Origin of the sequence: Thalassobaculum sp. (assembly GCF_965223715.1) — a bacterium.
In the GTDB taxonomy this organism is placed as follows: domain Bacteria; phylum Pseudomonadota; class Alphaproteobacteria; order Thalassobaculales; family Thalassobaculaceae; genus Thalassobaculum.
In genome coordinates, this window is sequence record NZ_OZ245012.1 from 3,330,034 (window position 1) to 3,354,403 (window position 24,370).

The window sequence follows — 24,370 nt, forward strand, 5'->3', positions numbered from 1 at the left end:
TTTAAGTCGGTCGGACTAGATTAGCCGAGCGTCTCGATCTTCAGGCTGGCGCCCGTCGCCGTCAGGCTGTTCACACCGGCCAGTTTGATCACGTCAACCGTGCTGTTGGCGCCGCCACCGGCCGCGATGTAGAGCACATCGGTCGCGGTGTCGAAGAAGTAGACGGCGGTGTCGGAGTTACCACCATCCTGGTTCAACGACCCGGCAGCCGCGAGGCTGGCAAGGAAGTTTGCCTGACCGGCACTGGCAGCCGCGAAGGCAGTCCAGACGGCGACCGAACCGGCGCTCTGCATGCTGACGCCGGTGAAGTTCAGCAGATCGCCCGTGCCGGCACCGAAGGTGATGACATCGAACGCGCTAGCGGCGGTACCGTTCGCATCCACCGTACCGGCGTTACCGGCGTCGGTGAGGTAGGTCACGGCGAAGTTGTACTGGTCGATGTCCGCGCCACCATCAACGGTGTCGCTCGCATCGTCCGAGCCCATGATGATCACATCGGAGCCCGCACCGCCGAAGATGTTGTCGGCGCTCTCACCACCATCGATGGTGTCAGCATCCTGGTTACCGAAGATAACGTCGACCGCCGAAGATCCGAGGATCGAGTCGGCACCTGCGCCACCGGAGATCGTGTCACCAGAGGCCTGCTGAACACCTGCAGTAGCGGCCAGGATCGTGTCGGCACTGGCGCCACCCAGGATCTGGTCACCGGAGATGGAACCGACGATGCGATCCGCACCGCTGGTCGCCACGAGAACGGCACCAGAGAGGATGTTGATGCCGTCGACACCCTGGAGGGTCGTGGCAGCAATGCTGGCAGAACCGCCACCGGCGATGGACAGCTCGGTCGTGCCCGGGGTGCCGCTACCGTCGATCGTGGTGACCGTGGCAGCCTGCGCGCCCGTCATCGTAACGGTGCCAGCCGACGTGAAGGCGATCGTCTCAACACCGCTCAGGGTGGAGCTGGAGAAGTTGGCGTCACCAGCCAGAGAGATCGTGTCGGTGCCGTCGCCACCAGCGATCGTAGCGGCGGTCGCCGGAACGTCGGAGGTGGAGGCGAGGATGAGCAGATCGTTGCCCGCGCCGCCGTTGACGATGTCGCCACCAGAGATGATGTCAACAAGCGTGTCGTTGCCCTGGCCGCCAAAGAGCGCGGCAGCGCTACCGGAAGCCGTCAGGCTGTCGTTGCCCTGGTTGCCGTAGACGACCGAGTTGCCAGTGGCAATGGTGATCGTGTCGGCATCCTGACCACCGAAGAGGGTCGCATTGCCCGTGGACACGGTCATCGTGTCGGTGCCGCCGTTACCGTAAATGACGTCGTTACCGCCACCGTTGGCAATGATGTCGTTACCGGTGCCACCGTAGATCGTGTCGGCCTGGGCGCCGCCGGTGATGCTATCGTTGCCGACGTTACCGAACAGAACCGAGGCACCCGAGCTGTGGGCGATGGTGTCGTTGCCCTGACCGCCATACACGGTGTCGGAGCCGTCGCCGGATGCGATGGAGTCAGCGCCCTGGTTACCGTAAACGATGTCGGCACCGTCACCGGCCACACCCGTAACCGTATCGTTGTCCTGGCCACCGAAGATGGTATCGGCACCCGCGCCGCCAACGAGGCTGTCAGCACCAAGGTTGCCATAGACGACGTCAGCGCCCGAACCGGCATTGACCGTATCGTTGCCCTGGCCGCCGAAGATCCGCGAAGCGCCCTCGCCGTCGGTGATCACGTCGTTGCCAAAGTTACCGTACAGGACCGCCGCACCGGACGCGGTCACGATCGTGTCGGCACCCTGGCCGCCGAAGACCGTGTCGGCGCCGTCGGAACCGGAAATGACGTCGTCGCCCTGGTTGCCATAAATTAGATCAGCAGCGGACAGCGCGGTGATGCTGTCATTGCCGTCGAATGCGCGGATCTGCGAACCAGCAGTGGCGCCAGCGATCGAGTTGGCCAGCGGGTCGCTGATCGTACCGTTGGTGTTGTCACCAAACACCAGGGTCGACTGATCGGTGAACTGAATCTGAGTGGTCGTCAGCGTGTTGGACGCGAACGGAACGGTGACGGACTTCGTGCCGATCGTCAGGGTCGTGGAATTCGTCGCTTGACTGACGGCCACGCTCCGCGCCGAGCCGGTGTCAATCAGCAGGGTATCCGCTGTGGTGAGCGCCGCGGCTTGGGCGTCCGTGATCGTCGAAAAAACGAAGGTTGCCATGATCTGGTTGACTCCTACGTGTTGGTTCTAGCCTTGGCGCTAGACGGCTCCCCGCTCCCCAAGACCACGATATCTTATGCGTGCCGCATCTTAATGTCTGCACGCTCTCGTTACGAGTTTGTTCCTACCTGCCATGGAATTGATATGCAAGCGCATTGTGGTGCTGATTCCCGCGTTCACAGTTCGTTACGCCGCTACGTGTTGCGTTTTGAACACAGCCATTCCCAACAGGCTTTTTAATTGGTGCCTTAAACCCATACGGCCGTCAACTGCCGTTGCTGAGTATGATGCTTTCGCAAGGCCCCTGTTGCGAACAAACAATATATCCGCGCCTTGAGGCCTGATCCACCGCGCCGACTCCCGGCTGGTCGGGCCAGTGTTTGCCGCTCCGTGCCGTGCCAAACCAGGCCGCTGGGGCCGCCCACGGCAACGGGCACTTAGGCCCACTCATACCCACGGCGGTGGGTTTCCCGCTCCGACCGGGTCGCAGCGGCCGCGCCGCAACCCGAAAGGGAAAGGGGATCGCCCGCGACCACCACTCACGCGATCAATCCGGCATCTGCCAGCAAGCCCCCGGCAAGCCGCGCGCGCCCGACCGATCAGGCCGTTCCGGTTGCCATCGTCGGCGGTTTCGGATCATGGTGTTCCGCGACAACCGGGTGGCCCTTTGGCGGACCTCCCGTCGTCGCCACAAAGGCGTTGCCCCGTCTCAGAAAGAGGTGTTCCGACCATGAAGCGCGCACTCGTCATCGGCGGCGGTTTCGCCGGCTGTGCGGCCGCCCACCAGCTCTCCCTGCTCGGGGGATGGGATATCGACCTGGTGGAGCGGGCGCCGTTCCTGGGCGGCGGGGTGAAGACCCACTGGCGCGGCGGCCATCCCTTCACCTTCGGGCCCCGGCATTTCCTCACGCCCTCGCAGGAGCTGTTCTACTACCTGAACGCCATCGTGCCGATGCGCAAGCTCGACCACGAGTTCATCACCTATGTGGAAAAGGACCGGAACTTCTACTCCTTCCCGATCCACGAGGATGACCTGCCCCGCATGCCGGAGCGCGACGACATCTACAAGGAGATCGCCGAGGCCCAGGAGATCCGCGGCTGGAAGGATGCCCGGAACTTCGAGGAGTACTGGCGCGCCTCGGTCGGCGACACGCTGTACCGCAAGATGGTCGACGGCTATTCCCGCAAGATGTGGCAGGTCGAGAGCAACACCGAGCTCGACGATTTCGGCTGGTCACCCAAGGGCGTGGCGATCAAGAGCGGCTCCCGGGAGGGCTGGGACACCGCGATCAGCGCCTATCCGCTGGCCGCCGACGGCTACGACCGCTACTTCCAGGTCGCCACCGCCGGGGTCACCGTGAAGACCGGCACCGAGATCGAGCGCTTCGACATCGAGAACAAGCGCGTGCAGATCGCCGGCGAGTGGCACGTCTACGACCTGATCGTCAGCACCATCTCGCCGGACATCCTGATGAACAACGCCTTCGGCGAGCTGCCCTTCGTCGGCCGCGACTTCATCACCATCGTGCTGCCGGTCGAGTTCGCCTTCCCGGACAAGACCTACTTCGTCTACTACGCCGGGGCCGAGCCCTATACCCGGATCGTCGAGTACAAGAAGTTCACCCAGCACAAGTCGCCCTCGACCCTGCTGGGAATCGAGATCCCCAGCTTTTCCAACCGGCTCTACCCGCTGCCGATCAAGAAGCACATCGCCCGGGCCTACGAGTATTTCGACGCCATGCCCGACGGCGTGGTCTCCATGGGTCGCGCCGGCAGCTACAAGTATATCGACATCGACGACCTGATCCTGCAGGCCATGACCTTCGCCAAGGAGCTCGATGCCGGGGGGCTGTCGCACCCGGTGCCGGTCTATGGCGCCGACCAGGCCGCCCCGAGCCTGCTGACCAAGACCATGGTGGATGAGGGCGTGGTCCCGGACGGCCGGTCCGACTGACGCCTGCCGAAGCCTCAGCGGGCCCGGCCGAGCCGGGTTGAGGCCGGTGCGTCGCGCAGGTCGACCCAGCCGCCGGTCTCCATGCTGGCATAGAGGGCGTGCATCAGCCGCAGGGATGTCATCGCGGAGTCGACATCGACCGGCGGCGGCCCGCCCGCCTCGATCGCATCCAGCACGTCGCGGATCAGCGGTCCGTGCCCCAGCCCGTAGCTGTTCGGCACTTCCTGGCTGTGGCGCAGCGCCACGTCGGTCTCCAGCGGATCCTGCTCGACACAGAACCAGTCCTCCAGCCGGTTCAGGGCGGAGCCGCCAACCTTGACGCGCGCCTTCTCGCCGACAAGCTGGATCGAGGCCTCGAAGTCGCGGTCGCGGGCCGCCGTGGTCGCCACGATGGTGCCGACCGCCCCCGACTCGAACACCACGACCGCGGCGGCGGTATCCTCGGCCTCCAGCCGGTTCACCAATGCCGTGCCGACGGCGCAGACCCGATCGATCGGTCCGCCCAGCCAGTGCAGCGCGTCCAGGTGGTGGATCGCCTGCTGGGCCAGCACGCCGCCGTCCATCCGCCAGGTGCCGTGCCAGCCGTCCTCGTAATAGTCCTGGTAGCGGCACCAGTGGACCCGGACCTCGGCGGCGATCAGCCGGCCGAAGGCGCCGGAGTCGACTTTGTCCCGCACGAATCGCATCGCCGGATTGTAGCGGTTCTGCTTCACCACCGCGGCCATGAGACCGGCCGCCTTCGCGGTGTCGCGGATCGTTTCCGCGTCCTCCAGCCGCAACGCCACCGGCTTCTCGATCAGCACATGACAGCCGCGGTTCAGCAGGGCGAGCGCGTCGCGGGCATGGTTGCCCGACTCGGTCAGGATGCAGACCAGATCGGGCTTCAGGGCGACCAGCGCCTGCAGGTCGCCGACCGCCGCACCGCCGGTGGCGGACACGAAGGCTTCGGCTCGCTCGGGTTGCCGGTCGCAGGCCCCCACCACCTCGACGCGGTCGGCGAGTTCGCGGCCCAAGACCTCCCGGTACCGGGCCGACACCCGGCCGCATCCCAGCACCGCGATCCTGGTGCGCCGCCCCATCGTCCACCCCTCACCCATAAGATGACGTGAGACGATATAATTCGATGGTTCGGCGATTCTGTCGACGGCCCGGTTATCGGGAGAGGGAGACCACGCCGAACTTCGCCAGCCAGATCACCGTTCGGACCAGTTGGGGCCGCCCATTCGCCGAAGCCTTGGCGGCGAGGTCGGAGAGTTTGCACGGAGATCGGGCGACGTCGTCGAGCAGCGCGTTGCACCCTTGGGCGTCCAGAACCAGACCCGGCGTGAAGTTGGCCATCCCGTTGGCCAGCAGCCGCTCGATCGCCGCACGGTCCTGGACCGCCGTGACCAGGGTCTCGCCGTCGAACCGGTCGGAGGCGAAGCCGGCGAACACGGTGGTCGGATCCTCCAGGACCGGTGCCGGGCCGTTCGGCACGGGCGGCGCTTCGCCGGCGGCGGCCCGGATCTCCGCCAGTTCGCTCCACAGTTCCTGATACCGGGGCACCACGGCCGACCAGTCATAGACCGTGCGGGCGCGCGCCTGCCCTGCCGCCCCCATCCGCCGGCGCATGTCGGGACTGGTCGCCAGCCGCCAGATCGCCTGGGCCGCGGCATTCACCTCCACCTCGGTCATCAGACAGACGGTGCCGATGAACCGGTCATAGGTCGTCGCCCCCTCCGCATAGCTCTTGGCCAGCCCGCCGCCGAATCCGCTCGGGATCATGCGGGTCGGCACGCGGAAGCCCACCTCCCGGTCGGGCACGGTGTCCTTGTAGCCGTCCCAGTCGCTGACGACGCAGGGCAGACCGGCCGCCATCGCCTCGATCGGCGTGATGCCGAAGCTCTCCTGGATGTTGTCGGACAGGGACAGGAAGATGTCCGCCGCCGCCCAGCTCGCCCAGGAGTCCGGCCCCGGCGTGCCATCGACGAAATGCACCGGCACGTCCGGGCAGGCCTCCCCCGCCGAGTCGCGGAAGGACGGCTCCACATGCTTGTTGGCGAACTGGCCGGTCATCAGGAAATGCAGCTTGCGGCCGTCCCGCCCGAGGCGCTCCTGGGCCCGCTGCAGCGCCACATACATCGGATAGGGATGGGCCTTGGCATGGAAGGCGAGCCGGCCGAGGAACAGCACGAGGATATCGTCCTCCGCCACTCCCAGTTTCGACCGCAGGGCGGCCCGCGCCTCCGCATCGGCGCCATGGCGGGCGTAGAACCCCGCATCCAGGCCCAGCGGAATGGTCTCCAGGCGTGCCTGCTGGCGGGGCCGGGTGCCGTGGGCGGCAGCGAGACGCTCGGCATAGCGCTGCTGCAGGCCCTCGGTCACGTCCCGCACCGCCCGCGAGGTGCAGATCAACGCGTCCCAGGGCTGCAACGGGGCTGTGACATATGAGGCGAGGCCGGCCTGGACCTCCTTGCTGGAGATCGTGTGGGTGATGCCGCACAGGGAATAGCTGCGGTGCCCGGCCTGGGCGCGCCGTCGGGCAAAACCGGCCAGCATCGGGTCGGCGCAGAACAGGGTGCCGACCCGGCCGAGACCGGCGTGGTCACCGGTCGAGACCGTCTCGGCCCGGGGTGCCGGACCGTCGGTGCGCCCTGTGCTGTATTCGGTCACCGCCGCCACGAATGGCTCGCGGAACGCCGTCTCGGGCACCGCGCCGATCACCTCTTCGGTGCCGCTGTGGCGCACGAACCCCTCAAGGAAGCTCGCGCTGGCGACATGCCGGCCCTTCAGCTCGTTGCGCTTTATCTGAAAGGAGTCCGGGTGGTAGAGCAGCGCCGCGTTGGTTCTGGTCACGTCTGAGGTCCTATTGTTGTGCGGCAAGATGGGCGGCGGCGGCCTCGAAGGCCTCCAGGATGTTGTCGCGGGTGTCCGGCTTCCACACGAAGCGGCGGGCCGGCGTGGCACCGGGGAAGCTCTCGCCGGGCGCCACCGCCAGCAGCTCGGCCATGCGGTCGAGGCCGCGCCCGTGCAGGGTGACCGCCTCGGGCAGCTTCTCCACCGGCAGGAAGCAGACGGCGCTGGACTGGCCCATGAAGTAGTTGATGAAGGCGGGCCCCCCGTTGTCGGCGAGATTGATCAGGCAACGGCTGTATAGCGCGGCGCGGAGTTCCAGGTCGATGGCGCCCATCGGATAGCACGGAATGTCGCCGAAGGCGCCGAGGTCCAGGCCGTCCGTGACCAGGTCCGTATCCGGCAGGATGACCGGATCGAACCCGCGCGCCCGGATCGCATCGGCCGCCGCCAGCCATTCCGGGGCATTGGCATTGCGCCGGGTCTCGATGGTCGAGCCTCGCAGGGTCAGGGAGACCGGACGGCCGCGCGGCGCGTGCCGGTCGAGCCAGGCCTGGGCCTTGCGCGATGCGGCCACATCGGGGGCGAAGGCATCGAGCTCCTGCGGCGTGGGCTTCTGCCGGAACAGGTCGGCCAACATGAACGGGATGCGCGGATCGGCCAGGGTATAGCCGGGCGGAAACAGCTGGCTCGGATGGATCGCCCGCAGCATCTGGGCGAAGTCCTCGCGCCGGTCATAGGTGGAAACCCCGAGGCATCGCCGGGCGATATGGCCATGGGCGGCCAGGATATGGCGCAGGCGCCAGATCTTCTCGGCCGGGTCCAGGCTCTTGTCCTTCGGGGTGAGGTCGCGAAACCGGCCTTCCGGTCCGGCGACGAACACCGCGTTGTACCCGGCCGCCCCGGTCCGCATCGCCCACATATTGGCGAAGACGAAGAAGTTCATCACGTCGAAGGTCACCGGGGTGACCGCCAGGTCGTAGATCGCGAAGAGGGCAGGCGTGAAAGCCGGATCCGGCCCCTGGCCCGGGCGGGCGGTGTCGCCAGATGGCGGCGCGCTCATCCCGGGTTCATCCAGTCGCTCTCATACACCTCATTGCGTTCGAGCATGGGCTCGCCAAAGAACCGCAGGTAGTCGGCCCGCGCCCGCTCGTAGAGATCGCCGGAGACCGAGCGCGCCCGCAGGGCCGCCAGGGTGAAGAGCTTGCGCAGGTATCGTCGCAGCGCCGGCTCCTCGGCCGGCCAGGGTCCCGCCGCGGTCAGATGCTCCAGGCAGGTGACGGCGTAGTCCGCCATGCCGTTGCGCAGGGCGAAGACGGCGAGCTTGGTCAGGCCGGCGACCGCCGCCTCCCCGCCCCAGGCGGCGACGGTCTCGGGGCGCCGCGCGAAGACCCCGTCGCAGCCGGTCAGGATGCCGTAGCTGTCGTCGCCCACCAGATAGCCGACCGGCTGGCCCCGGCCGGCATAGTCGAACCGCATCAGGCGGAACCGGTGGCGGTCGATCAGATGCTCCAGGATCGCCGAGGCGGTCTGGCGCTCGAAGGATTCGTCGAACTGGATCTCCACCCGAAGGGCCAGGACCCGGTCCAAGGTCCGCGCGGCACCCCGCAGCACCGCCAGTTCGGCCCCTTCCACATCCACCTTCAGAAAGTCGGCGCGCCGGTCCCGGTCGGCGAACTCGCTGTCCAGCGTCGTGCTCGGCACCTCGACGGCACCCTCGACGGCGCCCTCGTCGGGCCGCACCTGACCGAACCAGATGCTCTCCGGGTTCGGCTTATGGGCCCCGACATAGCCGCGATGGGCGGTGAGCCACAGGGTCAGGTTGGACTCCGGCACCGCCCCGAGCGCGCAGGGTCGAACGGAGATGTCGTCCCGGCCGGCGTATTTGGCGGCCAGGCGGGCGGCCTCCACCGGCTCGGGCTCATACATCGTGTAGGCCAGCGGCGCCTCGACGCCGCGCCAGGACGGGTGGATGCCGTAGCGCCCGCCGGCATCCACGACGACCGTCGTCCAGAGATCGTCCCGTGCCGTGCTCATGACAGCCGCTCGATCGTCGGGCGCCGGGGATCGACCGACCACAGCCGGCCCCGATAGCCGTCGCCAGTCAGCTTCTCCACGATCGTCGCCTCGTGGTGGTAGGCGCCGATGAAGATATCGTCGAGCCCGGCCAGCAGGTCGGCACTACGCGGCCGGATCTGCACCGCACCACCCCGCCCGTAGGCGTAGCGGCCGATATTGTCGGGATTGTCGTCGATGAAGGCGCGGGGCGCGCGGTCGGGCGGGAACTGGCCGTAGAAGGTCACCCCCTGGGACGTCGCAGCATAGACGCCGGTGCGCGCGGGATCGAAGGGCAGTTGCGCCAGCCGGGCGCGGTGGATGTCCCGGCGCGCCGGCACCCGGTCGATGGCGGTGCGCCCGGCTTGGGGGGCCGGACAGGCCCCCTCGGCGGACGGCACGGCCAGGACGCCGATATCGTGGCCCTCCATGATGTCGTGGGTCGCCACGACCGTGAGCCCGGCATCGGCCAGCAGCCGCGTCCGCGCGGCCGCGTCCAGATAGTGCAGGTGCTGAACATGGACATCCATATAGGCGCCCGTCTGCGCGATGTACTCCAGCGTCGGCACTTCTATATAGATGAAGCCGCCGGGGGCGACGGCCGCGCTCAGGGCGCGCACGAACGGGCGGATATCGGCGATATGCTCGACCACCTGACGGCAGATCACGCCATCGAATGTCTCGTCCAGCGTGTCCGGGCCGAAGAAGGCGTTGATCAGCCGGATCTTGGCTCCGGCCTCGGCCATCAGGTCCGGCAGCCCCTCGTTCGGCTCGACCACCGTCACATCGCTGCCAAGACTAGCCAGCAGCAGGGCGAGCGAGCCGGTGCCGCCGCCCACCTCGAGAATCCGCTTCCCCGCAAGCCGATCGCGGCCGAGCACCTCGATCAGAGTGTCGTAGCGCTTCGACATGGCCGCCGACACCGGCCGGTTGGTCAGCGCCTGGCGGCGATAGATCTCCGCGATGGTCGCGGCCGGCAGGTCGCTGTGGAAGACGTGACCGCACTCCCGGCACTGGCGCAGGTCGATCTCCGCGAACCGGGTCGTCAGGTCCGGATCGGCCACCACCCAGAAAAGCTGCGCCTCGCAGGAATAGACGACGGGCGCGCCTTCGGCCTCGCATAGGGGGCAAATATCCGCCATTCTGGCGCCTCTCAACCGGATCCACGCGTCAATGCTGTAAGATTATCAGTGTGATCGAACAAGGACGCGATGACCAAGAAGATTGAAGCGCCGAAGCTCGAGGGGTGCATCGCCGTGACCGGCGCCGCGGGTTTCCTCGGCGGCGTCATCGTGCGGATGCTGGCGACCTCCGGCGCCCGGGTGCATGCCATCGGCCGTACCCCGCCAGCGGCCGGGTCCGACGTCACGTCCCATGGCTGGGACCCGACCCGCGACGCCGGCCCGCCGGCCCCGGGCCTTGAGGTCGACGCCGTGATCGACTGCGCCGCCGCCCTGCCCGCCCGGGTGACCGATTCTGCCGAGAATAAGCGGATCAACGCCCTGCTCGTCGAAGGTGCGATCGACCTCGCCGCGCGGACGGGCGGGCGGCTGATCTACATGTCCTCGCAATCCGTCTACGGCCGGCCGACCGGCGACTGGATCGACGCAACCACGCCCCTGGCGCCCGTCATCCCCTATGGCGAGGCAAAGCGCGATGCCGAGGCCGCCGTGGCCGCCGCCGTCGCCGATGGCCGTCTGGCCGGTGCCGCCGCCCTGCGCCTGCCGGCGGTGGTCGGCCCCGGCGCCCATGACAACTTCCCCGCCGGCACCGCCGCCAAGCTGATGCACGGCGAGCCGGTGACGGTGTTCAATCCGCAGAGCGCCTATAACGCCGTGGTCGAGGCCGAGGACCTGGCCGCCTTCGCGATCCGCCTGGCGCGCACGGTCCGGGGCTTCACCGCCGTCTCGCCGGCGCCGAGCGAACCCACCTCCATACACGCAGCGGTGGAGGCGATCGCCACCGGCCTTGGCCGGACCGCCACCATCAGAACGGAAGCCGCCACCCATACCTCCCCGCTGATAGACCCGATGCCAGCCCTGGCACTCGGCCTGCAGGCCCGGCCGGCTGCCGAGATCCTGCTCCGGTTCGGAAAGGCCCTCGCCAAATAGCTGTGTCGCGCGGCGGTGAAAATCGCCATTCTCTCTCATGACGGGTAATTTCAGTCAGCGAGGGAAGCACCATGCAGGGCGTCGACAACAAATTTCCCGGCAAGGATCTCAGTCGCGACGACATCGAACACAAGATCCCGCTGGTCGCCAAGAACAGCCCGGACCACCGCACGACGGTCACCGCCGGCGGCGTCGCGTTCGGCGGCGCGCTGGTGCCGGTGCTGGCCGGGCCGAACACGGTGGAGAACGAGGCGCTGATCGTGAAGACCGCGATCGGCGTGAAGAAGGCCGGTGCCCACATGCTGCGCGGCGGCGCGTTCAAGCCACTCACCTTCCCGTACCGCTCGCCGAAATTCTTCGAACCGCGCGAGGACGGGTTGAAATGGCTGCAGGTCGCCAAGCAGGAGACCGGCTTGCCGATCGTCACGGAAGTGATGGAGATCTCCAAGATCGAGGTGGTTGCCGCCAACTGCGACATGCTGCAGATCGGCACCCGCAACATGCAGAACTATCCGCTGCTGACCGAGGTCGGGAAGACTGGCATGCCGGTGATGCTGAAGCGCGGGTACGGCGCCAGCCTGCGCGACTGGCTGATGGCGGCCGAATACATCGCGCTTGAGCATGACCGGCTCGGCCAGGAGCCGCAGATCGTGCTGTGCGAGCGCGGGGTGGTGGCCAACCACACCCACCGGGAGACCTCGCGCTTCCTGCTCGACCTGCAGGTCATTCCGGCGGCCCAGGAGGTGACCCATCTGCCGGTCATGAGCGACCCGTCCCACGCGACCTTCTGGCAACCCTGGGTGAAGTCGATGATGCTGGCCTCGATCGCCGCCGGCGCCGACGCCCTGATGCTGGAGGTTCATCCCGATCCGAAGAATGCCGCCGTCGACCCGCTGCAATGCTCCAGCCTGGAGCAGTTCGACGATATCATGCGGGCCTGCCGCCCGGTGGCGCAGGCGGTGGGCCGTACGGTCGACGCATGACGACGCTTCCCGACCAGACCGGCGACAATGACAGGGTGATCGCCCTGATCCCGGCCCGCGGCGGCTCCAAGGGCCTGCCCAGCAAGAACATGAGACCGCTCGCCGGCCGGCCGCTGATCGCCCACTCGGTCCGGCACGCCATCGAGAGCGGGGTCTGCGACCGGGTGCTGGTGACGACCGACGACCCGGCGATCCGAGACGCCGCCGAAGCCGCCGGAGCCTGGACGCCATTCCTGCGCGACCCCTCCCTGGCGGAGGACCTGACCCCGACCGAACCGGTGCTGACCGACGCCCTGGCCCGGGCCGAGGCGCTGGAGGGGCCCTTCGGCATCGTGGTGTTCCTGCAGCCGACCGACATCTTCCGCAAACCGGCCTGGATCGCCCGGGCGGTGGAGACCGTGAAGTCCAACCGGTCGCTCGACTGCTGCTTCGTCGCCAACAAGACCCACAAGAACTTCTGGACCCGGCAGCCGGACGGCTCCTGGCAGCGGGTCTACGACTGGATGGGGGTCTACGGCCCGCGCCAGACCCGCACGCCGCTGTACCGGGAAGACACCGGCCTCGCCTCCGCCCTGCGCGCCGCCCTGATTCGGGCCGGGCGGCGCACCGGCGACCATGCGGAGATCCTCCCGATCGACAGTACCGCCGCCGGCATCGACATCCACGACGCCTTCGACTTCTACCTGGCGGAGAAGTCGCTGGAGTGGTTCCAGACCCACGCGATGGAGTGACCGCGATCCCCGGCAGTCACGCCTCGGCGGTGGCCAGGCCTTCCGGCGAGACCTCGTAGCCGAGCGAGGCCATCATCCTGCCCGCCGCCTGTTCGGCGGCCGCGACCTCCTCCGGCGTCAGCTCGTCACGCCAGCCGCCGACCTCGCCGCGCCGGTAGTGGGAGGCCGGGTCGACCTCGCCCTGGCGGCGGCCACCGGACAGACGCTCGAAGCTCGAGGCCTCGGTGGCCTGAGCAACATCGGCCGCCGCGTCGGAGACCCCGATGAACCGGAAGATCTCCGCCGCGCGGCCGAGGGTATCGGCGTGCAGATCCTCGTAGCGGATCTCCATGAACGGCCGGTCCTTCGCCACGCCACGCGCCGTGGTGATGCGCGACGCCCAGTCCTTGGCATAGGCCGCCACATATTGCGGGCGGGTCAGTTCCTTCGGCAGACGGGCGCGGAACCGGGCGAAGCCGGACACCGCTCCGTCCCGCGGGTCGCGGATGATATGGATGATCCGCGCCTCGGGGAACACCCGCCAGAGCCGCTCCGCGTGATACAGGTTGTCCGGGTTCTTCTCGCCGATCGCCCGGAGCCGGGTCAGGTCGGTGCTCCCGAGATTGGCCGTCGCCAGGGAGGCGAAGGCCATGCGCAGGACCGGGATCATGTGGTCCGTCTGCGGCCCCACCACCCCCGGCGCCCAGGTCCGCTCGGGGTTCGAGCGCGACTTGGTGAAGTTCCAGAGCACGTTGTACAGGCCCGGCACCATGTCGTTCACGAAATGCGACTCGCCGAGGCAGAGCAGCTCGGGATGGGCGTTCAGCATCTGCTGCAGCCAGGTCGTCCCCGACCGCGGCAGGCCGGCCACGAAGAATGTCGGAAGCCCGTAGAGGCGCTGGATGATTGCCTCGACCCCGTCAGCCATTCCCAAGGATCCCTGTCGCTCAAACCGAACCCTGTCCCTAGCACAGGGCTTTGGGCGCGCCTACTCTCCGCTCCCTTGCCAGCGCCCCGCCGGGGGACCACAGTCAAAGCCGGGGCGGAACACCGAGCCGGACGTAGGTTGGCGATGACCGTAAGACTCCTGCTGCTGCTCGCAGCCCTTCTGGCAGCCGGCCTGACCGCGACCGGCCCGTCGGCCGCCCGGGACGGCCGGGTGACCGTCGCACCGGATGCCCATCCCTGGGCCTCCATCGGCCGGCTGAACGTCGCCGGTTACCGCATCCGCCGGCACTGCACCGGGACGCTGGTCGCCCCGGACCTGGTCCTGACCGCCAATCACTGCCTGAACCCGATCGGCGAAGGGAAATGGGCGGATCCGAGCAACGTGCATTTCCTCGCCGGCTATGCCCGCGGCGAGTTCAAGGCGCACCGAACCGCCTCGGGCTACATCCCGCTCGGCCCGGATTCCGCCCTGGTGCGGCTGTCGGCGCCGATCGACCTGCCGGCGATCCCGATCTATGACGGCCCGCTGCCGGCGTCGGGCGCCGCCCTGGCCCAGGCCGGGTACAGCGGCGACCGGGGCCATGTGCTGACGGTCGACCCCGCCTGCTCCTTTCTCGGCACCCGGGCCGGCGGGCAGTGGCGCCATAACTGCGAGGCGGTGTCCGGGGATTCCGGGTCGCCGCTGCTGATCGACCGGCCGGGCGGGCTCAGCATCGCGGCCATCCATGTGGGTCGGATCGACGGGACCGGCGACGCGGAGCCGGTCAGCGCCGCCCAGATCGCCGCGGCCCGATAGCCGTTTCGGGCGCGTCATCGATCGTTTGCACCTCTTGATATCGGCTGATCCCACGACCATCTTTATCGACAACCGATGCCGCAAGGATCGGTGCCCTTGGATCGCGCGACAGCGGGTCCATGGGCTCCAGCCGGGCCTGTTGCCCGGACCGGATGTCTCGCTCGCTTGAGGGGATTGCCGATGGCACGCATATCCATGTTCAACTCTCCGCTCCTGCTCGGATTCGACCATTTCGAGAGAGCGCTGGACCGGGTCCAGAAGGCCCAGTCGGACGGCTACCCACCGTACAACATCGAACAGACCTCGGATTCCGGCCTGCGCATCACGCTCGCAGTCGCCGGTTTCACGATGGACGACCTCGAGATCCATCTTGAGAACAATCAGCTCGTCGTCCGCGGCCGCCAGGCCGAGGAGGATGGCAGGGTGTATCTGCACCGCGGCATCGCCGCCCGGCAGTTCCAGCGCACCTTCGTTCTCGCCGAGGGGATCCAGGTCGATTCGGCCGAACTGGACAACGGCCTGCTGCATATCGATCTGCAGCGCCCGCTGCCCGAAACCACGGTGAAGACCATTCCGATCAAGGGTGCCCGCCGCAAAGCCGACACGATCGATGTCGACGCGGAGCCGGCCGAGGCAGGAGAGTAACGATGTCAGACAACACCAATCAAACCAGCCGTCAGTATCTGGCGGCGATGACGCCCCAGGCCCTGGGCGCGCTCGGCCTGAACCAGGTCGCCTTCATCAAGCCGGTGCAGGAGGAGGGCGCGGAACACTACGTGGTCCATGCCGCCGACGGCATGGCGGTGCGGCTGTTCCCGACCCGGGAGTTGGCCGAACTGGCGATCCGCCAGAGCGACCTCCAGGCGGTCAGCCTGCACTGACCCGATAGCGGAGAGCCGTCAGGCGGCGTGGCTCGCCGCCGCGGCGCTGAACAGGGCGTAGATCGCATCGGTGCTCTCGCAGCCCCGCAGCTTGGTGCAGACGGTGCGATCGCGCAGCAGCCGGGAGACGCGGGCGAGCGCCTTGAGATGGTCGGCGCCCGCCGCTTCCGGTGCCAGAAGCAGGACGACGAGATCCACCGGCTCGTCGTCTATCGAGTCGAAATCCACCGGCTTGTCGAGCCGGGCGAACACGGCATAGAGCCGGTCGAGCTTGGGCAGCTTGCCGTGGGGGATGGCGATACCGTGGCCGACCCCCGTCGTGCCGAGCCGCTCGCGCTCGAGCAGAACCTCGAAGATCTCCCGGGACTCGACTCCGGTCAGCGTGGACGCCTTGCGCGCCAGCTCCTGGAGGAGCTGTTTCTTGCTGGTGACCCGCAGGCTCGGAATGATGCCGTCCGTCGAGATCAGGTCGGTGATGTCCATGCTCGTGCTCGCTCTTTTGGCCGTCCAGCCTGACGGGCGGACGAAGTCGGAATCGTGCTCGAATTGACCTGCTTCGGACGCGTCCGTCTTCAGGAACGCGTCTAGTCCGCGCCGGTTGCCCCGGCAGGATCCACCCACCCGACATTCCCGTCGGAGCGGCGATAGATCATGTTGATACCCCCGTGCCCCCGGTTGCGGAACATGAGCGCGGGGGCGCCGGACAGGTCGAGGCGCATGACTGCCTCACCCACCGTCAGGGTGTCCACCGCCGTCTCCATCTCCGCGACGACGACCGGGTTCCAGCCGTCGGGCTCGTGGACCTCGTCCCCCTCGGAGTCGGTCTCGGCAGCCAGGATATACTGTTGGGCGGAAATTGCATCCTGGGCGTGCCCGCGATGATGATCGCGCAAGCGCCGCTTGTAGCGTCGCAGCCGCTTGCCCATGCGCTCTGCCGCAGCGTCGAAGGCCGTGTGCGCATCGGACGCCTTGCCTTCGCTCTGGACGGTGATGCCCTTGCCCACATGGACGACGATGTCGGCCACGAACTGGCTGGCCGCCTTCGTCATGGTCACCGTGGACTCGATCGGATCGGAGAAGTACTTGGTCGCGATCTCGCCGATCTCGGTTTCGATCCGCTCGCGCAGCGCGTCACCGATGTCGAGTTGCTTGCCTTGGACAGAAATCTGCATGGTCCATATCCAATCTTGCGTCCGCCCTTCGCATCAGGTGGGTACGGACACCGGGTTTCGCACGAGCCAAAATGGCTCCGCAGCGCGATTTTTTCGCCGCGCCGGCGCCACCCGTTCCGGTCCCATCTGAGCGAAGCGCCGGAACCTAAGTGTAGCGCGTTTCAAGGTCAACAATCGAGTCATGCAGCAGATATGGCCCCCTATCGGCGTCCGGCCATCACGGCCTGTCCCGCCTTCTCGCGGCGGCGTTGCACGCTTGACGGAATCCGCATTGCCTCCCGGTACTTAGCGACCGTCCTTCGGGCGATATCCACGCCGTCTGCCCGCAATAGTTCGACGATCCTGTCGTCGGACAGGATGGCATTGGCCGGCTCGCCGTCGATCAGGCCCTTGATCCGGTGACGGACCGCCTCGGCCGAATGGGCCTCCCCGCCGGCCGCCGAGGCGATGGCGGAGGTGAAGAAATACTTCAGCTCGAAGATGCCGCGCGGGGTGGCGGCGAACTTGTTGCTGGTCACCCGGCTGACCGTGCTCTCATGCATGCCGATGGCATCGGCGATGTCGCGCAGGACCAGGGGCCGCAGATACTGGATGCCGTGCTCGAAGAAGGCGTCCTGCTGGCGCACGATCTCGGTGGAGACCTTCAGAATCGTGGTCGCCCGTTGGTGCAGCGACCGGGTCAGCCAGTTCGCCGACTGCAGGCATTCCGACAGATATTCCTTGGCCTTGCGGTCCTTGGCGGCGACCTTGGACACCTCGGCGTAATAGGCGTTGTTCACCAGCACCCGGGGCAGGGTGTCGCTGTTCAGCTCGACCAGCCACTTGCCGTCGGCGCCGCGCCGGATCAGCACGTCGGGCACCACCGGCTGGTCCAGCGGCCGGTCGAAGGCCTCGCCCGGCTTCGGGTTCAGCGCCCGGATCTCGCCGATCATCTCGGCCAGGTCCTCATCGTCGACGCCGCAGACCTTCTTCAGGGCGGCGACCTCGCGTCGGGCCAGCATGTCCAGATTGTCGAGCAGGGCCTGCATGCAGGGGTCGAGGCGGTTGCGGTCCGCAAGCTGCAGCGCCAGGCATTCCTTCAGGTCGCGGGCCAGCACCCCGGCGGGATCCAATCCCTGGGCCCGCTTCAGCACCCGCTCGACCTCCTCGAGCTCCGCGCCGAGCTGCCGGGCCAGGGCCTCGACATCGCCGGAGAGGTAGCCGGCGCCGTCCACCATGTCGATCAGGTGGGCCGCGATCAGCCGGTCGCGGGGCTCATCGAACTCGATCGACATCTGGTCGAGCAGGTGGTCGCGCAGGGTCTTGGAGTCCGCGACCATCTGCTCCAGGCCGAAATCGTCGTCGCCGACCATCCCGCCGCCGCCACCGCCGGCAGTACTCCAGCTCGACAGGTCGCCGGAGCCGATGGCCGCGATCCCGTCGGTCTCCTCGATGCCGGCGCTGCCCCAGCTGTTGTCGTAGTCGATGTCGTTCGGATCATCGCCCGAGGCCGGGATGGCGTCGGTGGTGGTCCTGTCGAGGGTGTCGCGGCCGCCATCGTCCACCGCATCGCCGAAACCGTCGCCCTCGCTCGGGGCTGCCGGCGCCTCGCCGTCATGGCGCAGCAGGTTGTCGGCCGCCGCTGCCTCCAGGACCGCCGGTCCGTCCCCGTCGTCGCGGTCCAGCAGTGGGTTCTGCGCCAGCTCGCCCTCGACATATTCCGCCAGTTCCATGTTGTTCAGCTGCAGCAGCTTGATCGCCTGCTGGAGCTGGGGCGTCAGGACAAGGGATTGTCCCTGGCGTAGGTCTAGGCGTTGCGACAGGGCCATGGTCGGACGGCGTCAGAGACTGAAACGTTCCCCGAGGTAGAAGCGCCGGACATCGCGGTTCCCGACGATGTCGTCCGGCGATCCTTCCATCAGGACCATGCCATCATGGAGAATGTAGGCGCGATCGACGATCTCCAACGTCTCGCGGACGTTGTGGTCGGTGATCAGCACGCCCAGGCCGCGGTCGGTCAGGTGCGAAATCAGGTCGCGGATCTCGCCCACGGCGATCGGGTCGATGCCGGCCAGCGGCTCGTCCAGCAGGATGAACTGCGGGCCGGAGGCCAACGCCCGGGCGATCTCCACGCGGCGGCGCTCACCGCCGGACAGGGCCAGGGCCGGCGTGCGGCGCAGGTGACTGATGGAGAACTCGGCCAGCAGATCCTCCAGCATCGCCTCGCGGCGGCTGGCGTTGGATTCGACAACCTCCAGAACCGCGGCGATGTTCTGCTCGACGCTGAGCCCGCGGAAGATGGACGCTTCCTGCGGCAGGTAACCGATCCCCAGCCGGGCGCGGCGGTACATGGGCAGGTCGGTGATGTCCTGGCCGTCCAGGGTCACCGAGCCGGCGTCGGTCGCGATCAGGCCGGTGATGATGTAGAAGCAGGTGGTCTTGCCCGCGCCGTTCGGTCCCAGCAGCCCCACCGCCTCGCCCGGACGGACATGCACCGAGACGTCGCGCAGAACCGGCCGCTTCTTGAACCGCTTGCCGACATTATGGGCGGCGAGCCCGCGGCGCGCGGTGTTCTCGTGCACGAGACGCGGCGAGGCCTCGTCAGTGCGTGTCGGTCGAACCCCGTCGATCGGTGCCATCCGTTCTCTCGTCCCCTGCCGGCACTGTCTGCCGGACTCCAGTTACGCCCCCACCGGCCAAGTCTAGCACGGTGACAGGACGAGCGGCGGTTTTCCGCACCGCGTCAGTTGCTCTCCCGCTCCGGCGTGAACAGGCCCTTCACCCGTCCCCCGGATTTCGAACCGGGCAGCATGCGGCTGACCCCGGTCTTCAGGTTCACTTCCGCGCGTTCGCCGTTGAGCTGGTTCTCGCCCCGGGTCACGCGCACATCCCCCACCAGCGTGGCGACCTCGCGCAGCACATCGTAGACGCCTTCCTCGCCGCGCACGACCTCTTCGGGCGTCGTGATCACGACATTGCCCAGCGCGTCCACCTGCTCGATCCGGTTCTCGCCGTTCGGGCCGTCGCCGAAATGGGCGGTCAGTACGTCGGCGTCGATCCGCTGACCCTCGCGCCAGGCCGAGGCGTCGCCCCGGGCGACGGCCAGGCGGCGCTCTTCCCAGTATTCTAGGCTGTCGCGGGCGGTGATCGTGTCGACGCCGCTCTTGAAGCTCAGGTCGTCGCCGGTCAGCACGATCACCTGCTGGTCGATGTCGTAGACCGCGCGGTCGCCCACGGCCCGGTCCTGGGTGGACAGGATCTCCACATTGCCCAGGGCCTCCAGGCGGTAGACCTCGCTGCCGCCGCTGTCCTTCGCCCGATAGGCGGCGGTCAGGGTGTCGGCGCTGACGGTCAGGGTGCCGCGCACGGCCTTGGCGTTGCCCCGGGCGATGTAGAGCTTGTCGTCGCGGACCCATTCAATGCCGTCATCGGCCTCGATGATGACCGGGTCGTCCCCTTCCTGCTGCAGAAGCTGGGCCTGGAGAGGTCGCACACCGCCGCCGAGGCCGAGGACCAGGACCGTCACCAGTATCGCGGCCAGACGCGCCATCATCGGGAACCCATCACTCAAAGTCGTCACTCGCTGGAGCCGGTGCTGTACAGGACCGCCCGGGCCTTGCCGGTGAAGATGATTCGCGCGCCGCGGTCCAGGCTCTGCATGCCTTCGCCCTGGATCGTGCCGCCGGGACTCTGGCCCTGGGTCGGCACCTCGCTGAACACGTTGCCCGGCCCCATGTCGATCATCGCCTCCTCGGTCACGAGCTGATGGCCCGCGTCGTGGAACAGCGCCACGCCGCCGGTCAGGTTGACCACGGAGGCGTCCTTGAACCACACGCCCTCGTCGGCGTTGAGGGAGACCCAGGTCCCGTCCTTGTTCACCATGTCCGCCTGGGGATGGTCCAGTTCGACCGCCTGGCCGTTCTCGCCGATCTGGGTGGCGGCGCGGGCGACGATCTCGAACGGCTGGTCATTCTCGTCCAGGCCGACGAATCGGGGATTGGCCATCCGCAGGGTGTCGACGTCCTCCAGGGTCACCGGCGCCTGATCGACCGGGATGTCGGCCGTGTTGCGGCCGATCTGCGGCCAGATCAGCACCAGGGCCACCAGCGTTATCGCCAGGGCGGGCAACAGCATCTTCATCGCCGCGACGAGGCGGCTGGCCCGGGCCACCGGGCGATGACGCCCTGTCGGGGAGGCGTGATGGCTGGAGTGTTGAGCGACTGCCACTACTGGTCCTGTCCCGCGACTCTTCTTCTCAAGGGTTTATAGCGCGCAGACGGAACGAGGCATAGGCAAAGGCCACCGAAGACAACGGCTCCGGCAGACCGCGCTCAACAACGCTGCGGATCAGTGGGCGAAGATGTCTTCTTCGCCATACCCGATGAGGTCGAGATGGGCTCGGGTGGCCAGGAAGTCAAAGGCCGCCTGCGCCATCTCCGTCCGACCCTCGCGGGCCAGCATCTCGTCGAGCCGGGCCTTGAGCTGGTGCAGATGCAGCACGTCGGAGGCGGCATAGGCCACCTGCTCCGGCGTCAGCTCGGTCGCCCCCCAGTCGGAGGATTGCTGCTGCTTGGACACTTCGACCCCGAGCAGCTCGCGGCAGAGGTCCTTCAGGCCATGCCGGTCGGTATAGGTGCGGACCAGCTTGGAGGCGATCTTGGTGCAGTAGACCGGGGTGGTCACCACGCCGAGATAGGCCTGCATCACCGCCACGTCGAAGCGGGCGTAGTGGAACAGTTTGAGGACGGTGGGATCGGTCAGCAGCCGGCACAGGTTCGGCGCGTGGTAGATGTCCTTGGCGAACTGCACGAGATGGGCGTCGCCGTCGCCGCTGGAGAGCTGGACGACGCAGAGCCGGTCGCGCTCGGGGCGCAGGCCCATCGTCTCGCTGTCGATGGCGACGACTTTGCCGAGATCCAGTCCGTCGGGGAGATCGCCCTGATGCACGGTCGCGGTCATGATGGGGATCCCGGATCGGCAAGTCGGACGAGAAGAGATGGTGCCCAGGAGAAGACTCGAACTTCCACGACCGTACGGTCACTAGCACCTGAAGCTAGCGCGTCTACCAATTCCGCCACCTGGGCAAGGTGCGGACGGTCCGTTGAAGGACCGTTCGGAGGGCCGTGTTATAAGCGCCGCGCGAACAATGTCAAACGGGATTTCACACCGTTTTTTCGATAGGCCCCGCCGCCACCCTGCGCGATCTGTCGCACGGCATTCGTTCTCCCCTCCGCAAGCCTGCTGTACTATAAGACCCCGGTAATTCCCGAGTGCAGGAGTGGAACGGCCATGCAAGGCAAGCTCGTCACCGTTTTCGGCGCGTCCGGCTTCATCGGTCGCAACATCGTGCGCGAACTGGCCAAGCGCGGGGCGCGGGTCAACGCGGTGTGCCGCGACGTGGAGAAGGCGAAGTTCCTGAAGCCCATGGGCGTGGTCGGCCAGGTCACCCCGATGCGGGCCGACGTCACCGATGCGGCCGCGATCGCCCGGGCGGTCAACGGCGCTTCCATCGTCATCAACCTGGTCGGCATCCTGCACCCGTCGGGCCGCAACACCTTCGAGGCGGTCCAGGCGACGGCTCCAGGCATCATCGCCAAGGCGGCGAAGGATGTCGGTGCGGAAGCCATGGTGCACATCTCGGCGATCGGCGCCGATGCCGGCTCGGCCTCGAAATACGCTCGCAGCAAGGCCGAGGGCGAGCAGGCGGTGCGCGCCGCCTTCCCGGAGGCGACGATCCTGCGCCCCTCCGTCGTGTTCGGCGCCAATGACAGCTTCTTCAACCGCTTCGCCGCGCTGACGCTGATCTCGCCGGTGCTGCCGCTGATCGGCGGGGGCGAGACCAAGTTCCAGCCGGTCTATGTGGACGACGTGGCCGATGCGGTGATGGCCGCACTGGAGACCCCGGCGGCGAAGGGCCAGACCTACGAGCTGGGCGGGCCGGAGATCTACAGCTTCCGCGAGCTCATGGAGATCGTCCTGAAGGAGACCAACCGGAAGGCCAAGCTGGTGAACCTGCCGTTCTGGGCGGCGTCGCTCCAGGCGACCGTCATGGAGCTGCTGCCGAGCCCGATGCTGACCCGCGATCAGGTCGAGCTGCTGAAGTCGGACAACGTGGTGGCCAAGGACGCCAAGACCCTGGCCGATCTCGGCGTGAAGGCGACGCCGGTCGAGGTGATGGTGCCCACCTATCTCGACAAGTTCCGCCCCGGCGGCCGCTACAGCACGGGCCGCCAGGCGGCGTGACCTTTCGATAAGGCCGCCAACCTCAGGCGACCACCAGTTCCTTCCAGTCCTCGGCCAGGGTCAGCTTTGGCTCGGTCATCGCCTGGAGCTGCTCCAGGGTCAGCCCCGGCACCATCTCGCGCACCACCAGGCCACCCTCGGTCACGTCGATCACGGCGATATCGGTGAAGATCCGCTTGACCACGCCCGGTGCCGTCAGCGGCAGGGAGCAGGTGTTGACGATCTTCGGCTCGCCCTTCTTGGTGACGTGATCGGTCAGCACCCAGATGCCCTTGGCCCCGGCGGCGAGGTCCATCGCCCCGCCCACGCCCGGCGGGAAGCGCCGGTCGCCGGTGGTCCAGTTCGCAAGATCCCCGTTGCCGGCCACCTGGAAGGCGCCGAGCAGGGCCAGGTCGAGATGGCCGCCGCGGATCATGGCGAAGGCATCGCTGTGCACGAAGAACGAGCCGCCCGGCCGCAGGGTCACGTATTCCTTGGACGCGTTGATCAGGTCGCGGTCGCGATCCTGCTCGGCCGGCCCAGGCCCGACGCCGAGGATGCCGTTCTCGCTATGGAGCACGATCTCCTTGCCCTCGGGCATGACGTTGGCGGCGAGCGTCGGGATGCCGATGCCCAGATTGACGAAGCTGCCGTCGGGGATCATCTCGGCGGCGCGGCGGGCGATCTGCAGGCGGGTGAGCTTCGTGAAACCCTCGCCGGTCTCGGCGCTCGGAACGGCGGTGCTCATATGTCCCACTCCCGGTCGTTGTCGATATGGACCACCCGGTCGACGAAGATGCTGGGGGTGACGATGGCCTCGGGATCCATCTCGCCCAGCGGCACGATTTCGCGCACCTGCACGACGGTCAGGTCGGCCGCCATGGCCATGACCGGACCGAAGTTCCGCGCCGCCTTGCGATAGATCAGATTACCCCAGCGATCCGCCTTATAGGCCTGGACCAGGGCGATATCGGCGCGCAGCGGCAGTTCCAGCACGTAGTCGCGGCCGTCGAAGTTCCGTACCTCCTTGCCTTCGGCCAGGTCGGTGCCCACGCCGGTCGGGGTGTAGAACCCGGCCACGCCCGCGCCGGCGGCGCGCATGCGCTCCGACAGGGTGCCCTGGGGGACCAGCTCAAGCTCGATCTCGCCGGCGGCGTAGCGCGCGTCGAACAGGTCGGAGCCTTTGGAGCGCGGGTAGGAGCAGATGATCCGGGTCACTCTCCCGCTGCCGATCAGGGCCGCGAGACCTTCGGTCCCGGTGCCGGCATTGTTGGAGATGACGGTCAGGTCCTTGGCGCCGCTGTCGAGCACGCCGTGGATCAGATCGTTCGGCACGCCGGCGAAGCCGAAGCCGGAGATCATGATGGTGTCGCCGTCCTTCACGCCGGCGACGGCCGCGGCGACGTCAGGGACGATCTTGTCGATGGGCATGGGTCTTGGCGCTCCCCGGATCGGCTGATTCTTGTTCCGCAATAGGTAAGCCGACGGGACGGTCGGGTCCAGCCTGAACCCGGTCCCGG

The 24,370-nt window shown here is 67.6% G+C and carries 24 protein-coding genes and 1 tRNA gene; 8 read left to right on the top strand and 17 right to left on the bottom strand.

Annotated features, from left to right (window positions below; translation table 11 throughout):
• Window positions 1–20 precede the first annotated feature (20 nt).
• Window positions 21–2,207 (bottom strand): beta strand repeat-containing protein, encoded by a 2,187-nt coding sequence (locus ACOQOP_RS15330; protein WP_420562680.1) that lies wholly within the window; start codon window positions 2,205–2,207, stop codon window positions 21–23.
• Between the two features lie 730 nt (window positions 2,208–2,937).
• On the opposite strand from ACOQOP_RS15330, the gene ACOQOP_RS15335 reads away from it, so the two are divergent.
• Window positions 2,938–4,161: an FAD-dependent oxidoreductase gene (locus ACOQOP_RS15335; RefSeq protein ID WP_420562681.1), complete on the top strand. Its 1,224-nt coding sequence runs from the start codon at window positions 2,938–2,940 to the stop codon at window positions 4,159–4,161.
• A 14-nt stretch (window positions 4,162–4,175) separates the two neighbouring features.
• Here ACOQOP_RS15335 and ACOQOP_RS15340 read toward each other — a convergent pair whose 3' ends face one another.
• From ACOQOP_RS15340 to ACOQOP_RS15360, 5 genes are all read right to left on the bottom strand, one after another.
• The gene (locus ACOQOP_RS15340) at window positions 4,176–5,240 is read right to left on the bottom strand and encodes a Gfo/Idh/MocA family protein (protein WP_420562682.1); all 1,065 of its coding nucleotides are present in this window, start codon (window positions 5,238–5,240) and stop codon (window positions 4,176–4,178) included.
• A gap of 73 nt (window positions 5,241–5,313) precedes the next feature.
• Window positions 5,314–6,996: a glycosyltransferase family 4 protein gene (locus ACOQOP_RS15345; RefSeq protein WP_420562683.1), complete on the bottom strand. Its 1,683-nt coding sequence runs from the start codon at window positions 6,994–6,996 to the stop codon at window positions 5,314–5,316.
• A gap of 10 nt (window positions 6,997–7,006) precedes the next feature.
• Complete coding sequence (locus tag ACOQOP_RS15350; protein WP_420562684.1) at window positions 7,007–8,056, bottom strand: hypothetical protein; 1,050 nt, start codon at window positions 8,054–8,056, stop codon at window positions 7,007–7,009.
• Window positions 8,053–9,030 (bottom strand): FkbM family methyltransferase, encoded by a 978-nt coding sequence (locus tag ACOQOP_RS15355; RefSeq protein ID WP_420562685.1) that lies wholly within the window; start codon window positions 9,028–9,030, stop codon window positions 8,053–8,055. Before ACOQOP_RS15355 ends, ACOQOP_RS15350 begins: the two co-directional genes overlap by 4 nt.
• Window positions 9,027–10,190, bottom strand: a complete 1,164-nt coding sequence (locus ACOQOP_RS15360; RefSeq protein WP_420562686.1) for a class I SAM-dependent methyltransferase — start codon at window positions 10,188–10,190, stop codon at window positions 9,027–9,029. The genes ACOQOP_RS15355 and ACOQOP_RS15360 overlap by 4 nt, the downstream gene beginning before the upstream one ends.
• 69 nt (window positions 10,191–10,259) lie before the next feature.
• Here ACOQOP_RS15360 and ACOQOP_RS15365 point away from each other — a divergent pair, with 69 nt between their 5' ends.
• The 3 genes from ACOQOP_RS15365 to ACOQOP_RS15375 all read left to right on the top strand — a co-directional run bounded on the left by ACOQOP_RS15365 (window position 10,260) and on the right by ACOQOP_RS15375 (window position 12,873).
• The gene (locus ACOQOP_RS15365) at window positions 10,260–11,159 is read left to right on the top strand and encodes an NAD-dependent epimerase/dehydratase family protein (RefSeq protein WP_420562687.1); all 900 of its coding nucleotides are present in this window, start codon (window positions 10,260–10,262) and stop codon (window positions 11,157–11,159) included.
• A gap of 71 nt (window positions 11,160–11,230) precedes the next feature.
• Complete coding sequence (locus ACOQOP_RS15370) at window positions 11,231–12,142, top strand: 3-deoxy-7-phosphoheptulonate synthase (protein WP_420562688.1); 912 nt, start codon at window positions 11,231–11,233, stop codon at window positions 12,140–12,142.
• Window positions 12,139–12,873 (top strand): cytidylyltransferase domain-containing protein, encoded by a 735-nt coding sequence (locus tag ACOQOP_RS15375; protein WP_420562689.1) that lies wholly within the window; start codon window positions 12,139–12,141, stop codon window positions 12,871–12,873. The genes ACOQOP_RS15370 and ACOQOP_RS15375 overlap by 4 nt, the downstream gene beginning before the upstream one ends.
• A 16-nt stretch (window positions 12,874–12,889) precedes the next feature.
• Here the strand turns inward: ACOQOP_RS15375 and ACOQOP_RS15380 are convergent, their stop codons facing one another.
• Window positions 12,890–13,780, bottom strand: coding sequence for a sulfotransferase family protein (locus ACOQOP_RS15380; RefSeq protein ID WP_420562690.1), 891 nt, complete (start codon window positions 13,778–13,780; stop codon window positions 12,890–12,892).
• Window positions 13,781–13,924: 144 nt separating this feature from the next.
• Here ACOQOP_RS15380 and ACOQOP_RS15385 point away from each other — a divergent pair, with 144 nt between their 5' ends.
• From ACOQOP_RS15385 to ACOQOP_RS15395, 3 genes are all read left to right on the top strand, one after another.
• Entirely contained in the window at window positions 13,925–14,596 is a 672-nt protein-coding gene (locus ACOQOP_RS15385) for a trypsin-like serine peptidase (RefSeq protein WP_420562691.1), read from the top strand.
• 180 nt (window positions 14,597–14,776) lie between these two features.
• Window positions 14,777–15,241, top strand: coding sequence for an Hsp20 family protein (locus ACOQOP_RS15390; protein ID WP_420562692.1), 465 nt, complete (start codon window positions 14,777–14,779; stop codon window positions 15,239–15,241).
• 2 nt (window positions 15,242–15,243) lie between these two features.
• A complete protein-coding gene (locus ACOQOP_RS15395; RefSeq protein ID WP_420562693.1) occupies window positions 15,244–15,477 on the top strand; it encodes a DUF1150 family protein in 234 nt (77 codons plus the stop codon).
• Between the two features lie 18 nt (window positions 15,478–15,495).
• On the opposite strand, the gene ptsN is transcribed toward ACOQOP_RS15395, so the two are convergent.
• The 8 genes from ptsN to ACOQOP_RS15435 form a co-directional block, all read right to left on the bottom strand.
• Window positions 15,496–15,960: a PTS IIA-like nitrogen regulatory protein PtsN gene (ptsN, locus tag ACOQOP_RS15400; protein ID WP_420562694.1), complete on the bottom strand. Its 465-nt coding sequence runs from the start codon at window positions 15,958–15,960 to the stop codon at window positions 15,496–15,498.
• Between the two features lie 101 nt (window positions 15,961–16,061).
• On the bottom strand, window positions 16,062–16,649 hold the full coding sequence (gene hpf / locus ACOQOP_RS15405) for a ribosome hibernation-promoting factor, HPF/YfiA family (RefSeq protein ID WP_420562695.1): 588 nt from the start codon (window positions 16,647–16,649) through the stop codon (window positions 16,062–16,064).
• 200 nt (window positions 16,650–16,849) lie between these two features.
• Complete coding sequence (gene rpoN / locus ACOQOP_RS15410; protein ID WP_420562696.1) at window positions 16,850–18,457, bottom strand: RNA polymerase factor sigma-54; 1,608 nt, start codon at window positions 18,455–18,457, stop codon at window positions 16,850–16,852.
• Between the two features lie 12 nt (window positions 18,458–18,469).
• A complete protein-coding gene (gene lptB / locus ACOQOP_RS15415) occupies window positions 18,470–19,267 on the bottom strand; it encodes an LPS export ABC transporter ATP-binding protein (protein WP_420562697.1) in 798 nt (265 codons plus the stop codon).
• A gap of 104 nt (window positions 19,268–19,371) precedes the next feature.
• Window positions 19,372–20,181, bottom strand: a complete 810-nt coding sequence (locus ACOQOP_RS15420; RefSeq protein WP_420562698.1) for an LptA/OstA family protein — start codon at window positions 20,179–20,181, stop codon at window positions 19,372–19,374.
• Window positions 20,182–20,204: 23 nt separating this feature from the next.
• Window positions 20,205–20,762: an LPS export ABC transporter periplasmic protein LptC gene (gene lptC / locus ACOQOP_RS15425; RefSeq protein ID WP_420562699.1), complete on the bottom strand. Its 558-nt coding sequence runs from the start codon at window positions 20,760–20,762 to the stop codon at window positions 20,205–20,207.
• Window positions 20,763–20,975: 213 nt separating this feature from the next.
• Entirely contained in the window at window positions 20,976–21,587 is a 612-nt protein-coding gene (locus ACOQOP_RS15430; protein ID WP_420562700.1) for a ribonuclease D, read from the bottom strand.
• 38 nt (window positions 21,588–21,625) lie between these two features.
• A tRNA-Leu gene (locus ACOQOP_RS15435) sits at window positions 21,626–21,712 on the bottom strand.
• 205 nt (window positions 21,713–21,917) lie between these two features.
• Between ACOQOP_RS15435 and ACOQOP_RS15440 the strand changes: the two genes are divergently transcribed.
• Entirely contained in the window at window positions 21,918–22,871 is a 954-nt protein-coding gene (locus ACOQOP_RS15440; RefSeq protein WP_420562701.1) for a complex I NDUFA9 subunit family protein, read from the top strand.
• 22 nt (window positions 22,872–22,893) lie between these two features.
• Here the strand turns inward: ACOQOP_RS15440 and ACOQOP_RS15445 are convergent, their stop codons facing one another.
• Window positions 22,894–23,598, bottom strand: coding sequence for a 3-oxoacid CoA-transferase subunit B (locus ACOQOP_RS15445; RefSeq protein WP_420562702.1), 705 nt, complete (start codon window positions 23,596–23,598; stop codon window positions 22,894–22,896).
• The gene (locus ACOQOP_RS15450) at window positions 23,595–24,281 is read right to left on the bottom strand and encodes a 3-oxoacid CoA-transferase subunit A (RefSeq protein ID WP_420562703.1); all 687 of its coding nucleotides are present in this window, start codon (window positions 24,279–24,281) and stop codon (window positions 23,595–23,597) included. Before ACOQOP_RS15450 ends, ACOQOP_RS15445 begins: the two co-directional genes overlap by 4 nt.
• Between the last annotated feature and the right edge of the window lie 89 nt (window positions 24,282–24,370).